A 14,823-nucleotide genomic window follows, 5' to 3' on the forward strand; every position below is an offset into this window, starting at 1 on the left:
GCGCATGTCCGGCCCTGCCCCAACATCACGGGGTTTCCGATGACGAATTCTGCTTCCACTGCTTCCATTCCTGTCGCCACGCTCGGCGTGCCGCGCATCGGCCCACGCCGCGAACTGAAAATGGCGCTGGAGAAATTCTGGTCCGGCAAGATCGACGAGGCCGCGCTGCGCGAGGCCGCCGCGAAAATCCGCGCCGACAACTGGACGCGCCAGCGCGATCTCGGCGTCACCGTGATCCCGTCGAACGATTTCTCGCTCTACGATCAGGTGCTCGACACCAGCGCCATGGTCGGTGCGATTCCGAAGATCTACGGCTGGACCGGCGGGCCGGTGTCTTTCGAGACATATTTCGCGATGGCGCGCGGCAGCCAGAAAGGCTTGTCTCACAAGGACTCGGGCGACCACGACGGCTGCGCGCATGGCCATAGCCACGGGCAAGGCGTTCCGGCGCAGGAAATGACCAAGTGGTTCGACACCAACTATCATTACATGGTGCCGGAGTTCTCGAAGGATCAGACCTTCGCCCTCTCCTCCACCAAGGCGATCGATGAATACCGCGAAGCCAAGGCGCTCGGAATCCAGACCCGGCCGGTGCTGGTCGGCCCCGTGACGTTCCTCAAGCTCGGCAAGGGTGAGAACCGGCTGTCGCTGTTGCCGAAGCTGCTGCCGGTCTACATCGAGTTGCTCAACAGGCTCGCAGCCGAAGGCGCGGACTGGGTGCAGATCGACGAGCCGTGTCTCGTGCTCGATCTCGACGCGGATGAAAAGGCCGCGCTGAAGACGGCGTACAGCGAACTCGCGCTGAAGGTGCCCGGCGTCAAGATCATGCTAGCCACCTATTTCGGCGAACTCGGCGACAACGCCGATCTCGTCACCAAGCTGCCGGTCGCGGGCGTGCATCTCGATCTGGTGCGCGGCAAGGGCCAGATCAACTCCGTCCTCGACAAGATGCCAGCAGACCGCGTGATGTCGCTGGGGGTGATCGACGGACGCAACATCTGGCGCGCCGATCTCACACGGGTCTTCAATTTCTCCAACGACGCCATCGCGCTCCGTGGCGCGGACAGAATCCAGATCGCGCCGTCGTGCTCGATGCTGCATGTGCCGATCGATCTCGATCAGGAAACCGATCTCGACGCCGACCTGAAGAGCTGGCTTGCGTTCTCGGTGCAGAAGATGGGCGAACTGGCCGCGCTGAGCCGCGCGCTGTCGTCGGGACGCGAGTCCGTCAAGGATGTGTTCGCGGCCTCGGACGATGCTGCCAAGAAGCGCGCATCGTCGCCGAAGATTCATAATCCTGCCGTGCAATCGCGTGCGGCGGAAAAATCTTCGGCCCTGTCGGAGCGCAAGAGCGCGTTCAGCGCGCGGCAGAAACTGCAGAGCAAGGTGCTGGGCCTGCCCTCGTTCCCGACCACGACCATCGGCTCGTTCCCGCAGACCGAGGAGGTGCGCAAGGCGCGCGCCGCTCACGCCAAGGGCCAGCTCAGCGACGCCGAGTACGACACGTTCCTGCGCAAGGAAACCGAGACCGCCGTGCGCTGGCAGGAAGATATCGGCATCGACGTGCTGGTGCACGGCGAGTTCGAGCGCAACGACATGGTGCAGTATTTCGGCGAGCAACTGTCGGGCTACGCCTTCACCAAGCACGGCTGGGTGCAAAGCTACGGCTCGCGCTATGTCCGCCCGCCGATCATCTTCGGCGACGTCTCGCGCCCCAAGCCGATGACGGTCGGCTGGTCGTCCTATGCGCAGTCGCTGACCACGCGGCCGATGAAAGGCATGCTCACCGGCCCGGTCACCATGCTGCAATGGTCGTTCGTGCGCGACGACCTGTCGCGCGATCAGGTCTGCCGCCAGATTGCCTTCGCGCTGCGCGACGAGGTGACCGATCTGGAAAAGGCCGGCATCGGCGTGATCCAGATCGACGAGCCGGCGTTGCGCGAGGGTCTTCCGCTGCGCAAGGGCGACTGGAAGGCGTATCTCGACTGGGCGGTGGACTGCTTCAAGGTCTCGCAAGCTGGCGTGAAGGACGAAACCCAGATCCACACCCACATGTGCTACGCCGAGTTCAACGACATCATCGACGCCATCGGCGCGATGGACGCCGACGTGATCTCGATCGAGACCTCGCGCTCGAAAATGGAGCTGCTCGACGCCTTCGTGACCTACAAGTATCCGAACGAAATCGGACCCGGCGTCTACGACATCCATTCGCCGCGCGTGCCGGAAGTGCCGGAGATGATGGAGCTGATCGGCAAGGCGCGGCGCAACCTGTCGCCGGAGCAGATCTGGATCAATCCGGATTGCGGCCTCAAGACGCGCGGCTGGCCGGAGGTGAAGTCCGCGCTGAGCAATATGGTCGAGGCCGCACGGCAGGCGCGCGTGGCGTAGTCGTCGTTCTGTTGATGCCAGTTCTCCCTCTCCCCGTTCTTACGGGGAGAGGCGAAGAACAGTATCTCGCGTCGTCCCCGCGAAGGCGGGGACCCATAACCACCGAATTCACCGTTGCGCGTGATGCCGCACCGCTTGCCCGGCTATCAATCTTAAATGAGAGTTTAGGGAGTATGGGTCCCCGCCTTCGCGGGGACGACATTGTGCGTGCGGGTCGTTCGCGCGCCCGGAACGTCGGATTACTTCTTCTTCCCGTCCGCGCCGTACTGCTTGAGGAATGCGGTGAGATCCTTGATCTCGTCTTCCTTCTTGATGCCGGCGAACGCCATCTTGGTGCCGGGGATCTTGGCCTTCGGGTCCTTGATGTACTCGGCGAACACCGCGTCATCCCAGGTGATGCCCGAATTCTTGTTGGCGTCGGTATAGTTGTAGCCCTCGATCGTTCCCGATTTGCGGCCGAACAATCCGTTCAGCACCGGACCCACCGTGTTCTTGGCGGTCTCGCCGACCTGATGGCAGGCGCGGCACTTGTTGAAGGACTTCTCGCCCGCGGCAACGTCCTGAGCATTGGCGGAAGTGGCAAAGCTGACAGCGGCAAGAGCGAGGGCGGCGACGAGCGAACGAGCAATCATGTGGTTTGACCTTTGAAGCGGGCAGGAAGGCTGGCAGGTGGTGAGAGTGAGAACTATGGGCGGGAAGACTTAGAGAGGAAGACTTGAGAGAAGAGGATTTGGGGCATGAGACCGAACCCCACCGCGCCCCGCGGCGGGTTCCGTCAACGATCAGTTCATCAGCCGAATATATCGGCCGTGATCCCGGTATACCAACCCATGTTTTCCGCCTGCGTCTGCTTGCGCAGATCGGCGCTCTCGCCGGTCTTTGAGATAAACGTGGAAGACGCGCCGATCTTGCCGTCCTTGGCTTCGTAAGCGCCGCCAACCTTCACGGCGTCATCGGTGTCGATCATGCTCCAGCAGGTGTTGGTGTAACGCGCCGGGAACGTGCGCGCCGAAGCCAGTTCGCCCCGGATCATCATGGCGGCGACCTTGGCCTGGCTGTTGGCGGAGAACGCCGATTTTGGCATCTCGCCGGCGATGCAGGCATCGCCGAGAACGTAGATGTTGGAATCGATCGCCGACTTCATGTTCGTCGGATCGATGGCGCAAAAGCCGGTGGCATTGGCCAGGCCGGCATCGCGCGCGATTGCACCGGCCATCTGCGCGGGGATGACGTTGACCAGCGCCGCGTTCTTGTAGGTCTCGAAACCGGTGACGACGGTGTTGGTCTTCGGGTCGACCGACTTCAATCCGTCATGCACCTTCGGGCCGAGCCATTCGACCATGCCCTTGTAGCGGTTTTCCCAGCCTTCCTGAAACAGCGCCTGCTTGGAGAAGGTTTCCTTCGGATCGATGATGATGATCTTGCTGCGATCCTTCTTCGCCTTCTTCAACGCATGAGCCATCATCGAGACGCGCTCGTAAGGTCCGGGCGGGCAGCGATAGGGATTCGGCGGAGCGATCATCACGATGACGCCGCCGTTTGGCACCGCGTCGAGACGCTTCTTCAGGAGCAGCGTCTGCGCACCCGGCTTCCAGGCATGCGGCATCACTTTTTCGGCGGCCTGCGACCAGCCGGGAACGGAATCGTATTTCAGGTCGATGCCCGGCGAGACCACGAGGCGGTCGTAAGGAAGCTTCTTGCCGTTGGCGAGAATGACCTCTTTCTTGTCGCGATCGATCTTCGCGGCCATGCCGTTGACGACGGTGACGCCATGCTTCTTCATCCCGTTGTAGCGGTGCGTGATCGACGCAAAGTCCCTGACGCCGCCGAGGTAGAGATTGCTGTGGAAGCAGGTCTGATACCTTGGGTTCGCCTCGACCAGGGTGACGGAAATCGCGCCCGCGCTGTCCTTGGCGATGTACTTCGCGGCCGTCGCGCCGCCCGCGCCGCCGCCGATCACCACAACGCGCGGCTTGCCCTGCCCGAGAACCGCAGGTGCGCCAAACATCATGACGCCCGCGAACGATGCCGATCCCGTAATCAACTGCCGACGATTGATGCTCATGGTATCCCTCCAGTATTCTTGATTGAAAAATGGTTTCAGCAGGCAGGCCACGCCGGTCAGCCGACTTTCAGATAGGCAAAGCCTTTCGATTGCAGCGCCGCGACGGTGGCGACGCCCGACGGCACGAAGCTGATAAACGGCACGTCTCGCACCTTGCCCTTGTCGAGCTTCAGCCGCTGGAAGGTGATCTCGCACAGATGAACCTTAAGGCCATTCTTGGCGAGCGCGGTCACCCGCTCAAACAAGGCCGGATCGATGGTCTCGTCCTTCCACGGCGTTCCCTCCAGCGTGCTCAGGAAATACTTCACCGCGACGCTGTGCGCGATGATGACGAGTTGCAGGCCGAACGGATCGGCGCCGTAAGCCGAATAATGATTGGAAATGTTGTTCAGCGTCTGGGCGAAGCGCGCGTTGTCGCCGTAGTCGCAATGATAGAGGCAAGCAACATCGCCTTCCTTCTTCAGGTCGGCCATCGACAGCGCCGGCGGCGCGGCGTGCGCCGTTGCCGCGGCCAGACCACCCGCAGCGGCTCCGATGATGACGCTGCGACGCGTTGTCGAACCCTTGTGGTCTGTCATGACAACCTCCGATGTTGGAACCGCTATTTCTGCGTCTTGAAATAAGCCGCCAGAGCCGCGATGTCACCCGCTTCGAGCCGTCCCGCGATGGTTTGCATCACCGGGTTGTCGCGCTGCTTGTCCTTATAGGCATTCATCACCGCGATGAACTGGTCTTCCGGCCATCCAGCGATTTTCGGAATGCCCTGCGCATTCTGACCCGAAACGCGGTGACAGGTCACGCATTCCGACGACAGATATTGTCCAAGTTCTCGGTCTCCCGCAGCAGCATTTTCCAGCGCAAGGCCCGCCGCCAGAACGAAAAGCATCGCCCTCGCCGACGGCCGCCTCATCAATCGACCTTCGGCCCGGATTTGCTGTCGGGCGTCACGTCCACCGAGATCGCCCGGCCGGTCACCTTCGGTGCGCTGCGGCAATCCTTCATGCACGGGTCTTTCTTCCAGAACTGTTTTTCAGCGGTCTCGCGGTCGTCGTCGTAAAACGCCGCCGCATTCGGCATCTTGATGGACGTAAAGTTCCTGTCATTCAATTCGAAATTTTCGCCTTTGACGATATCATTCATGCTGAGAAGGTAGGCCGTCAGAGCATAAACATCATCATCGGACAGCGACCGCGCATTCCCGTAAGGCATCGCGCGCTTGATGTAGTCGAACGCGGTCGACAGATCCGGCCAGAACGAGCCGATGGTCTTGTCGGGGCGATCCGCCTTCAGCGTTCCGGCGCCCCCGGAAAGCACCGGCCAGCGGCCAGCACCTTCACCGAATTCGCCGTGGCAGGACGCGCATTGCGCCTGAAAAATCACGTCCCCCTGCTTCACCGTGCCCTTGCCCGGCGGAAGGCCCTTGCCGTCCGCCCGCACATCGGTGTCCCACGCCTTGATTTCGTCCGGCAGCGCGGGACGTCCGAGCCCGAGCTTAGACGAGGTCTTCGCGGCCGCCTGTGCGGCAATTTGCTGCGCTTCGATCCGCGAGTTCGCAACTGCGAGCGCGACGCCGCATAACAGCGCGACTGCGGCGAGCTTAACCGATCTCGACATTTTCAGTCTCCCCGCCTGAACGCACCAGCCAGGTCTGAATGCCGTTGTTGTGGTAGATCGAGTTGACGCCGCGCACCTTGCGCAGTTCGTCCTTGGTCGGCTGCACATAGCCTGTCGAATCCATCGCGCGGGACTGGATCATCAGTTCCTGACCGTTCCAGTCGAAGTCGACATAGAAGCGCACCAGCGACTTGTCGAACACCGGCCCGTCGATCCGCGCGGTCTGCCAGTTGCGCCCGCCGTCCATCGAGACATCGACGCGCTTCACGGTGCCGCGCCCGGACCATGCAAGGCCGCTCAGCACGTTGCGACCTTTGTGTTTCAGCGGCGCCTGCGGCGACGGATTGGTCACCACCGACTTCGCATCCATGACGAAGGTGTGCTTGCGCGAACGTCCATCGGCCAGCAGATCCGTGTATTTCGATGTTTCCTCGCGGGTCTGCCATGGCTGGTCGCCAACCTCGATGCGGCGAATCCATTTCACCCAGAGATTGCCCTCCCAGCCCGGGATCACCGCACGCAGCGGATAGCCCTGCTCGGGCCGCAGCGCCTCGCCGTTCATGGCGAATGCGAGCATGCAATCGTTCAGCGCCTTCTCGATCGGGAGCGAGCGGTTCATGGCGGCCGCGTCCGCGCCTTCCAGCATCAGCCACTTCGCATTCGGCTTCAGGCCCGCTTCATCCAGCAGCGTCTTCAGCGACACGCCGGTGTACATGACGTTGTGCACCATGCCGTGGGTGAACTGGCAGCCGTTGAGCTGCGCGCCGCGCCATTCCATGCCGGAATTGGCCGCGCATTCGAGGAAGTAGACCTTGTTCATGCGCGGCATGCGCTTGATATCGTCCATCGTGAACACCAGCGGCTTGTCCACGAGACCGTTGATCATCAGCCGGTGTTCGGCGGGATTGATGTCCGCGACGCCGGAGTGATGCCGTTCGAAGCACAGCCCCGACGGCGTGATGATGCCGTCGAGTTCGTGCAGCGGCGTGAAGTTCACCGAGGACTCCGGCGATGCCGTGAGCCACGACACGTCGCGGCGGATCACGTTCTTCTCGAACTTCGACGGCACGCCGTAAGGCTTCTTGTCGACGCCGTCGCCGAGATAGCGATTCCAGTCCTGAATCTCGGTGATCAGCGGATCAGGCTTGACGCCTTCCGCCATCGCAGGCTTTGCGCCGAGTGCAGCGCCTGCGCCGGCGAGACCAACTGCGCCGAGAAACTTGCGGCGGTTGAGAATATCCGCAGATGATTTGTCACTCATGCGGCATCCTTTCTATTTATCTCGATACGTGAATATGTTGAACGCAGCTTGTCCATCGATGTTGCTTCTCACAGCGACTGATCGGATTCAGCCGTCATTGCGAGCGAAGCGAAGCAATCCAGAGCAACAAGGAAGAACTGGATTGCTTCGTCGCTATGCTCCTCGCAATGACGGAGCGGAACGCTCAAATTCGTGGTTCGCATGCCTTCAGCCTCTCGTCAGACACCTGAGACTTTGACGGCGGTGTTCGGTTCGACCTTGACGGTGCCGCGCTTGCCGACATGCGCCGACACAACGTCCCAGATCGGCGGACCCTGGGTGTTTTCGTTGACGCTGGCCCAGCCCGCGACGGTGTAGCTCTTCGCGGCGTCGATCGGCTTGCCGGATTTCAGATGCGTCAGTTCGGAAATGCGCGAGCCCATCGGCTTCGACACATCGATCGAATAACCCATGCCGCCGATGCGGACCATGTCGCCGCCGCCCTGGAAGTACGGATCGGGATGGAAGATGTTGTCGGCGACGTCCTCGAGAATTTCCTTGAGCTGCGCGCCGGTCATCTGGTTGCGATAGCAGTTCGGATAGGTGATCGCGGTGGCGTTGGTCACGTCTTCCCATGTGATCGGGCTGTCCGGAAGCAGCGTGCCGCCCCAGCGGAAGCCGGGCGACAGCGCGATTTCGACGTCGCGTTCCGACAGCATCGCGTCGCAGATCAGATCGTCGAAGGTGCCGTTGAAATTGCCGCGTCGATACAGCAGCGAATCCGTCTTGCCGATGACGCGCGCCAGATCCTTGGCGAACGGCGCCCTCACCTTCTCGACCAGCGCGGTCATCGCGCTGTCCGGTTTGATCGCATCGGTGAACACCGGCATCAGCTTGAAGCGGACGCCGGCGACCTTCTTGTCCTTCACCTCGATATCGAGGCGCGACACGAACTTGCCGTGCGAACCGGTCGCGACCAGCACCGTGTCGCCCACGCGCACGAGGCCCGGCATCGCATCATGCGTATGCGCGGTCAGGATCACGTCGAGGCCCTTGACCCGGCCCGCGAGCTTGCGGTCAACGTCGAAGCCGTCGTGCGACAGCAGCACGACGATCTGCGCACCCTCGGCGCGCGCCTCATCGACTTGCTTCTGCATATCCTCTTCGCGGATGCCAAATTCCCATTTTGGGAACATCCAGCGCGGATTGGCCACCGCCGTGCGCGGCAATGCCTGTCCGATCACGGCGATCTTCGCACCGCCGCGTTCGAACATCTTGCGCGCCTCGAACACCGGCTCCTGCCATTCGTTGTCGCGGATGTTCTGCGCGAGAAATGCGAACGGCGCCTTGTCGGCTATTTCCTTGACGCGCTCGGCGCCGTAGGTGAATTCCCAGTGGCCGACCATGGCGTCGAGCTTCAGCGCCGACATGACGTCGACCATGTCCTGCGCCTTGGTCTGCAGCGAGGACCAGCTTCCCTGCCAGGTGTCGCCGCCGTCGAGCAGCAATACCTTGTCCGCACCGCGTTCCGCGCGCACCGCATTGATCAGTGTTGCCACGCGATCCATGCCGCCCATGCGGCCGTAATTGCGCGCCAGCGAGACGAAATCGTCCGACGTCAGCGCGTAGGCATCCGCCGATCCGGCGGCGACATTGAAATATTTCCGGAACGCGTCGTCGGTGAGATGCGGGGGAAGTCCGCGATCCGCGCCGACGCCGAGGTTGACCGACGGCTCGCGGAAATACAGCGGCATCAACTGCGCATGGATGTCGGCAACATAGAGCAGCGTCACCGTGCCCAGCGGATCGAAGCGCGTGATGTCGGCCTGCGTCAGGCGCTGCTGCGCGGCCACGCGTCCGAGCGAACCAAGTCCGCTTCCGATCGTCAGCGCAGACGCAGCCGCGGTCGCCTGCAGGAATTCCCGCCTCGATATCATCGAACCACCTACAGTAAAGCTGTCATTGCGAGCGAAGCGAAGCAATCCACTCTTGAAGAGAGAAGCTGGATTGCTTCGCCGCTCGCGCTCCTCGCAATGACGGTCCCGCCTCAGCCGACCGTCAGCTTGTTCTTGGCCGTGTATTCTGAACCGTCGTCATCCTTCCAGGTGAAGGTGAACTCGCCGGTCTCAGAGGCCTTGTAGAAAAATGACTGATACGGATTCGCCGAGATCGCCGGATTCCAGTCCGCTTCGAACACCGGCTTGCCGTTGAACGTCGCCGAGAACTTGTTGATGATCTTGCGCGGCACGACCTTGCCGGACGAATCCTTGCGCTGGCCGGATTCCATTTCGTGCGAAATGAGGGTCTTGATTTCGATCATCTCGCCGGCCTTCGCGGCGGCAGGAACACGAACGCGCGGGGTGGGTGCATTGGCCATGGGAAAATTCCTCGCCTGAGTATCTTTTTCTTAAGTGAACGCCGCTCGATCAGCCGCCGCAGCCACCGATGGTGACCTTCACGTTTGCTTTCGCCATGTAGAGATTGCCGTCCGACATTTCCGCGACGCAGACGATGTTCTGGGTCTGCGCAAGGCGCATGCGGGTCGACGCGGAGGCCTTGCCGCAGGCAGGCGTGAATTTGTAGGTGACGACGCCCGGAAGCGGATTGCCGTCGGCGAACACATGTACCGCCTTCACGTAATCCTTGTCGGTCATCGGGCTTTCGACTTCGACGTTGACCGGCACCACGAGGCCGTTCTCGGCGATCTCGGGCACATCGAGCTTGATCTTGCCGCTGGCGGGCTTCTTGTCGCCGTAGAGCTTCTTGATTTCGGCGGCGACGGCGTTCTCGTCGGCGAACGACATCTTCGGCGCGAGGAATGCCGCGAGCCCCGCGATGGCCGCGAGCGTCAGCGTTTCGCGACGGGTTGTTTCAACGGTCTTCAAATTCATCGAATGATTCCTCCAGCGGGAGTCTTTTGCATCCCTTGACGATAGTATCGCTTGACGATGCCAAGTGTGATCTATCATGATCCGAGACACATCATTATATTGTTTTTCTTGAATGTAAAGATGTGCCGGTGTGGTGGTTCGCTAGTTCGCATCTGCGAAATAAAATGAACTTCAGATTCACGACACCAGGCTAATCCGGGGAACCGAAAGGGTCGCACAGACGGCCTGACGGAGGGAGGAACAAGAATGAGACAGACCACGATTCGGTCGGCGATAGCTTTCGCCATTCTGGTGTGCGCTTCGGGCGCCCCCGTTCATGCACAGGATGCGAGTGAAAAGGAAATCGAGCGTTATCGCGCGATGATTTCCGATCCGATGTCGAATCCCGGCTTTCTCGCGGTCGACCGCGGCGAAGTCCTGTGGAGCCAGAAGCGCGGCACCAAGGATGTTTCCCTTGAAACCTGCGATCTGGGTCAGGGTCCTGGCAAGCTGGAAGGCGCTTTCGCCAAGCTGCCACGCTATTTCAAGGACGCCGACAAGGTCATGGACACCGAGCAGCGCCTGCTGTGGTGCATGACGAACATTCAGGGTCTCGACACCAAGGACGTGATCGCCCGCCGGTTCTCCGGCCCCGGCCGCGCATCCGACATGGAAGACCTCGTCGCCTTCATCGCCAACAAGTCGAGCGGCATGAAGATCGACGTTCCGCTCAGCCATCCGAAAGAACAGGAAATGGTCGCCGTCGGCGAGGAATTGTTCTATCGGCGCGGCGGCGTGATGGATTTTTCGTGCGCCACCTGCCACGCCGAGGAAGGCAAGCGCATCCGGCTTCAGGGTCTGCCGGACCTGTCGAAGCCTGGCAAACAGGCGCAGGAAACCATGGGTGTATGGCCGACCTATCGCGTGTCGCAAGGTGCGCTGCGCACGATGCAGCACCGCCTGTGGGATTGCTTCCGGCAGCAGCGCTGGCCGGTTCCGGAATACGGCTCGGACGCTCTCACCGCCCTGACCGTGTTCCTGCAGAAGCAGGCGGCCGGCGCTGAAATCAACGTCCCGTCGATCAAGCGTTGAGAGAGGAGCGCATCATGAAAACAATTTCAAAATTTGCCGCGCTGATCTTGACCGCCGCCGGCATCGGAACGCTCGCTCTCGCCGCGCAGGCGCAGACGGCGGCAAAAAAGGCCGACGTTGCATCCACCGTCAAGAAGGTCGATCCGGCGTTGGTGGATACGTATGTGAAAGCGACCTTCGGCAAGGCCCCGCCGGAATGGCAGGCCCGCATCGAACCGGATGAAACGCTGAAGCTCTGCAATCAGTATCGCAACGATGTGCCATCGGCGGAGGCCGACAAGATCATCGCGCGCGAACTGGCGAAGGTTGTCTTCCCCGCCGACGGGAAAATGCTCGGCGACTGGAAGGAAGGCAAGAAGATCGCCAACAACGGTCGCGGCGGACAGTTTTCGGACGCGCCGGACACCGTGAGCGGCGGCAACTGTTACGCCTGCCATCAGCTGGAAAAGGCCGAACTCAGCTACGGCACGATCGGCCCAAGCCTGTTGGCTTACGGCAAGGATCGCAAATACGCGCCCGACGAGATCAAAACCACGTTCACGAAGATCTACGATTCCCATGCGGTGCTGGCGTGCTCCAACATGCCGCGCTTCGGCGCGAATAAGGTGCTGACGGAAAAGCAGATCACCGATCTCGTCGCATTGCTGTTCGATCCGGAATCGCCGGTCAACAAGTAGACCCGGCAATCCTGCGCAAAGCGGAGATAACGAGATGAAGGTGCAATATCTGCTGGCGATGGCGGCTGTTTGCGCCCTCGCCTCGTTTCCCGCGCGCGCGCAGGACGCGACCGTCACATACAAATCGCTCAGCCCCGAACTGGCGCTGGACGCGGCGAAGGCCGCGTTCGCCGATTGCCGCAAGCGCGGCTATCAGGTGTCGGTCGCCGTGGTCGATCGTTTCGGCACGCCGCAGGTGATGCTGCGTGATCGCTTCGCGGGTGCGCATACGCCGCCGACCGCGACTGGCAAGGCATGGACCGCGGTCAGCTTCCGCAGCAGCACAACCGAGCTCAACACGGCAACGCAGGCGCCCGCGATGCAGGGCCTGCGCAATCTGCCCAACGTCGTGGTGATCGGCGGCGGCGTGATGATCGAAGCCGGCGGCTCATTGCTCGGCGCGATCGGCGTTTCCGGCGCACCGGGCGGCGACGCCGACGAAGCCTGCGCCAAGGCCGGCATCGCCGCGATCAGCGACAAGCTCGACTTCTAAAGCCGCACGTCTCATCCGCTGTCGATTCAGGCCGGAGCCTTGAGCTTCCTCAGCCGGAACGACAGCCCGATGAAAATAACACCCATGAGCATCGAAAACCAGGCGATCGTCCAGACCAGCGCCAATGCGCCGGCGCCCGGCCGGACCAGCAGGAGAACACCGAAGGCGATCGAAACCAGACCGCCGAGGATCAGCCACCATTCGCCTTCAATTTCCTTGCGCAATTGAATCGCGCCCCAGATCTCCAGCACGCCGATCACGATCGACCAGACGGCGATGAACATCAGCAGCACCAGGGCGGTCGTGCCGGGCCAGAAGAACGCCAGCAAGCCCGCGACAATGCCGGCGATGCCGACGAAAGCGAGCCACCAGCGCGGTGCAATGGCGTCACCTCTGCCGGATATCGCGGCCCATAGCGACAACACCCCGTCAGCGAGCGCGAATGCGCCCCAGAACAACGTGAGAGTCAGCAGCGTCAGACCCGGCCAGACAAACGCCAGTATGCCGAAGAGAATGGCGGCGATGCCGCGCAACAACACCAGCCACCAGTTTTGGGCGAGAGCTTCACGCAGCGCAAATCCTGAACCGGGTAAGGTCGCCCGCGATGGGGCCGATGTGTCGGACATTGGATCTCTCCGTTCTTTCGACGTTGCACCAACCGTCTCCAGGGAGCGACCGATGGCATCGGCATATTCGAACGCAGGAGCCGCCTTCAGCGCATCCTCGTGACACCGGTCAGAATTTGCCTGTTGCCGGCCGGTGTCAACTTTTGAAACCGGCATGGGCCGCAGAGCGCCAATGCATGAGCGCGAGGACGCCTTGGTTAAAGAGGTCTTCCGCAAGAAGAAACAATGCGCAAGGACCGGCACGCGCAGGATTGAATCAATGGGGCGGGCCGATTTCTCCACCCGTCATTCCGGGATGCGCCCCTTGGCGCAGGCCCGGAATCCATGCTTCGAGGGAATCAATAGTCCGGTGATGGATTCCGTGCTCGCGCGAAGACGCGCGCCCCGGAATGACGGCGGACAATATCGCGCACACGCAGGCTGCAACATTTCGTGATGGGGATACGAATCCCCGCGCGCTGAACCTCTCGTATGTTCGACGTGTCCTGTTCGTGAGGGGCGCTTTCTAGAGGCGTCTTGAAGGCGGAGCAGGATGCGGCGCCTGCGCGCACGGTTCGCACCCGTTGCGCCCGGGAGGCTGGGGTCACCGTCCGGGCCAACTACGTGGCTCTGCCGTTCGCGGCTGGACGTCGGTGAGGACGAAGGCGGCGAAAGCCGGCCGGATCGGGACGTGAAAGCGTCCGTCCTCACCCGGAAGTACGGTCCCCTCGCCAAAAATCGCCGCCAAATAGCAGTCAAGCTTGCGCAGACTGCGTAAACTTGTCTGCGGAGCGCCGCAAGGCGATGCGCTTCCGGAGTTCATCGCCTCGCAAGCGATGCCGGAAGCGAAACGATACAAGGTGCGCCTCGCGGCGCTCCATGCCCCTCGGTTTCAGGGGCGGAACCAAAAGCTCACCTCGCGCATTCATGTGCGAGAGCAATCACGCGCGGCTGTTTGAAAATTGAATCTGGATGGAGTGCGCGATGCTCGTTATCTCCCTCCCCCTCCGTGGGGAGGGTCGGCCGAGCGAAGCGGAGGCCGGGGTGGGGCAAAGCGAAACGCGGTGATCACCCCCACCCGGCCCGTCGTTCGCTGCGCTCACAACGCGCCACCCTCCCCACAAGGGGGAGGGAAAAGAAAGCTCACGCCTGCCGCTTGAGCCACTCCGGGAACGGCGCGGACTCATAACCCTTCTCGCGGACATAACGGAACATCGCGAGAAATTCGTTTGGCTCCAGCAGTCCCGGCAGGCGCGCGACTTCCCGCGCCTGTCCGCTCTTCGCCGCAAGGCCCGTCGCGGTCTCGGGAAAGAACTGGATCGTCGGCGTGAAGCGAACGCCGTAAGCCTCGGCGAACGCCTTCTCGCCGCGCTTGCGTCCGTCGAAGTCGGTCACTTCGCGTGAACCGATATGGTTGAGATGGAGGATCTCGAAATTGTCGCGGACGTAGCTTTCGATCTTCGGGTCCAGCATATGCACCTCGTGCATCCGCTTGCAGGCCGGGCAACCTTTCAGGCCCCACATGATCGCGAAGCGTTTGCCTTTCGCGGTCGCGCCGGCGAGATCCTCGGACACATCAAGGAAGCTGTCGAGATACCAGTCCATGTGATAGATGCCGTCGTCGCCGAGCTTTGCCTTCGCGAAGGCCGGCGCAGCGCGCAGGCTCAAGGCGCCGATGCCGAGTGCCGCGATGGCGTGCCGCCGGGTCAAGAGTTTTTTGTTGTTGGGCAAGAAGAC

At 61.8% G+C, this 14,823-nt stretch carries 15 protein-coding genes; 4 read left to right on the forward strand and 11 right to left on the reverse strand.

What is annotated here, in order from left to right:
• The first annotated feature begins 39 nt into the window (after positions 1–39).
• Complete coding sequence (gene metE, locus YH63_RS00545) at positions 40–2,391, forward strand: 5-methyltetrahydropteroyltriglutamate--homocysteine S-methyltransferase (RefSeq protein ID WP_046829297.1); 2,352 nt, start codon at positions 40–42, stop codon at positions 2,389–2,391.
• A 239-nt stretch (positions 2,392–2,630) separates the two neighbouring features.
• Here the strand turns inward: metE and YH63_RS00550 are convergent, their stop codons facing one another.
• The 9 genes from YH63_RS00550 to soxY form a co-directional block, all read right to left on the reverse strand.
• Positions 2,631–3,023: a c-type cytochrome gene (locus tag YH63_RS00550; RefSeq protein ID WP_046829296.1), complete on the reverse strand. Its 393-nt coding sequence runs from the start codon at positions 3,021–3,023 to the stop codon at positions 2,631–2,633.
• Positions 3,024–3,181: 158 nt separating this feature from the next.
• Complete coding sequence (locus tag YH63_RS00555; protein ID WP_046829295.1) at positions 3,182–4,456, reverse strand: NAD(P)/FAD-dependent oxidoreductase; 1,275 nt, start codon at positions 4,454–4,456, stop codon at positions 3,182–3,184.
• 56 nt (positions 4,457–4,512) lie between these two features.
• A complete protein-coding gene (locus tag YH63_RS00560; RefSeq protein WP_046829294.1) occupies positions 4,513–5,034 on the reverse strand; it encodes a DsrE family protein in 522 nt (173 codons plus the stop codon).
• A 23-nt stretch (positions 5,035–5,057) separates the two neighbouring features.
• Positions 5,058–5,342 (reverse strand): c-type cytochrome, encoded by a 285-nt coding sequence (locus YH63_RS00565; RefSeq protein ID WP_246395234.1) that lies wholly within the window; start codon positions 5,340–5,342, stop codon positions 5,058–5,060.
• Positions 5,343–5,365: 23 nt separating this feature from the next.
• The gene (locus tag YH63_RS00570; protein ID WP_046829292.1) at positions 5,366–6,070 is read right to left on the reverse strand and encodes a c-type cytochrome; all 705 of its coding nucleotides are present in this window, start codon (positions 6,068–6,070) and stop codon (positions 5,366–5,368) included.
• On the reverse strand, positions 6,054–7,331 hold the full coding sequence (gene soxC, locus YH63_RS00575; protein ID WP_046829291.1) for a sulfite dehydrogenase: 1,278 nt from the start codon (positions 7,329–7,331) through the stop codon (positions 6,054–6,056). The genes YH63_RS00570 and soxC overlap by 17 nt, the downstream gene beginning before the upstream one ends.
• 218 nt (positions 7,332–7,549) lie before the next feature.
• Positions 7,550–9,247, reverse strand: a complete 1,698-nt coding sequence (gene soxB / locus YH63_RS00580) for a thiosulfohydrolase SoxB (protein ID WP_046829290.1) — start codon at positions 9,245–9,247, stop codon at positions 7,550–7,552.
• Positions 9,248–9,357: 110 nt separating this feature from the next.
• Entirely contained in the window at positions 9,358–9,687 is a 330-nt protein-coding gene (gene soxZ, locus YH63_RS00585) for a thiosulfate oxidation carrier complex protein SoxZ (protein WP_046829289.1), read from the reverse strand.
• A 49-nt stretch (positions 9,688–9,736) separates the two neighbouring features.
• Positions 9,737–10,201, reverse strand: a complete 465-nt coding sequence (gene soxY / locus YH63_RS00590; protein ID WP_046829288.1) for a thiosulfate oxidation carrier protein SoxY — start codon at positions 10,199–10,201, stop codon at positions 9,737–9,739.
• 246 nt (positions 10,202–10,447) lie between these two features.
• Here soxY and soxA point away from each other — a divergent pair, with 246 nt between their 5' ends.
• The 3 genes from soxA to YH63_RS00605 are packed head-to-tail and all read left to right on the forward strand — an operon-like array spanning position 10,448 to position 12,481.
• Positions 10,448–11,272 carry a sulfur oxidation c-type cytochrome SoxA gene (gene soxA, locus YH63_RS00595; RefSeq protein WP_046829287.1) on the forward strand — a complete coding sequence of 275 codons (825 nt, stop codon included), beginning with the start codon at positions 10,448–10,450 and terminating at the stop codon, positions 11,270–11,272.
• Between the two features lie 14 nt (positions 11,273–11,286).
• A complete protein-coding gene (gene soxX / locus YH63_RS00600) occupies positions 11,287–11,949 on the forward strand; it encodes a sulfur oxidation c-type cytochrome SoxX (RefSeq protein ID WP_046829862.1) in 663 nt (220 codons plus the stop codon).
• 34 nt (positions 11,950–11,983) lie between these two features.
• Complete coding sequence (locus YH63_RS00605) at positions 11,984–12,481, forward strand: GlcG/HbpS family heme-binding protein (protein WP_046829286.1); 498 nt, start codon at positions 11,984–11,986, stop codon at positions 12,479–12,481.
• A 26-nt stretch (positions 12,482–12,507) separates the two neighbouring features.
• Here YH63_RS00605 and YH63_RS00610 read toward each other — a convergent pair whose 3' ends face one another.
• Positions 12,508–13,389, reverse strand: coding sequence for an HdeD family acid-resistance protein (locus tag YH63_RS00610; RefSeq protein WP_349642959.1), 882 nt, complete (start codon positions 13,387–13,389; stop codon positions 12,508–12,510).
• An 840-nt stretch (positions 13,390–14,229) separates the two neighbouring features.
• Positions 14,230–14,817 (reverse strand): SoxW family protein, encoded by a 588-nt coding sequence (locus tag YH63_RS00620; RefSeq protein ID WP_046829284.1) that lies wholly within the window; start codon positions 14,815–14,817, stop codon positions 14,230–14,232.
• Between the last annotated feature and the right edge of the window lie 6 nt (positions 14,818–14,823).

The sequence above is a fragment of the Afipia massiliensis genome (assembly GCF_001006325.2).
In the GTDB taxonomy this organism is placed as follows: Bacteria; Pseudomonadota; Alphaproteobacteria; order Rhizobiales; family Xanthobacteraceae; genus Afipia; species Afipia massiliensis_A.

What these genes read in the sequence shown, in the direction of transcription:
- YH63_RS00555 (WP_046829295.1), bottom strand. Translation starts at nt 4,456, where the DNA reads ATGAGCATCAATCGTCGGCAGTTGATTACGGGATCGGCATCGTTCGCG.
- soxB (WP_046829290.1), bottom strand. Translation starts at nt 9,247, where the DNA reads ATGATATCGAGGCGGGAATTCCTGCAGGCGACCGCGGCTGCGTCTGCG.
- soxX (WP_046829862.1), top strand. Translation starts at nt 11,287, where the DNA reads ATGAAAACAATTTCAAAATTTGCCGCGCTGATCTTGACCGCCGCCGGC.
- YH63_RS00560 (WP_046829294.1), bottom strand. Translation starts at nt 5,034, where the DNA reads ATGACAGACCACAAGGGTTCGACAACGCGTCGCAGCGTCATCATCGGA.
- YH63_RS00565 (WP_246395234.1), bottom strand. Translation starts at nt 5,342, where the DNA reads ATGCTTTTCGTTCTGGCGGCGGGCCTTGCGCTGGAAAATGCTGCTGCG.
- metE (WP_046829297.1), top strand. Translation starts at nt 40, where the DNA reads ATGACGAATTCTGCTTCCACTGCTTCCATTCCTGTCGCCACGCTCGGC.
- soxY (WP_046829288.1), bottom strand. Translation starts at nt 10,201, where the DNA reads ATGAATTTGAAGACCGTTGAAACAACCCGTCGCGAAACGCTGACGCTC.
- soxA (WP_046829287.1), top strand. Translation starts at nt 10,448, where the DNA reads ATGAGACAGACCACGATTCGGTCGGCGATAGCTTTCGCCATTCTGGTG.
- YH63_RS00550 (WP_046829296.1), bottom strand. Translation starts at nt 3,023, where the DNA reads ATGATTGCTCGTTCGCTCGTCGCCGCCCTCGCTCTTGCCGCTGTCAGC.
- YH63_RS00570 (WP_046829292.1), bottom strand. Translation starts at nt 6,070, where the DNA reads ATGTCGAGATCGGTTAAGCTCGCCGCAGTCGCGCTGTTATGCGGCGTC.
- soxZ (WP_046829289.1), bottom strand. Translation starts at nt 9,687, where the DNA reads ATGGCCAATGCACCCACCCCGCGCGTTCGTGTTCCTGCCGCCGCGAAG.
- YH63_RS00605 (WP_046829286.1), top strand. Translation starts at nt 11,984, where the DNA reads ATGAAGGTGCAATATCTGCTGGCGATGGCGGCTGTTTGCGCCCTCGCC.
- soxC (WP_046829291.1), bottom strand. Translation starts at nt 7,331, where the DNA reads ATGAGTGACAAATCATCTGCGGATATTCTCAACCGCCGCAAGTTTCTC.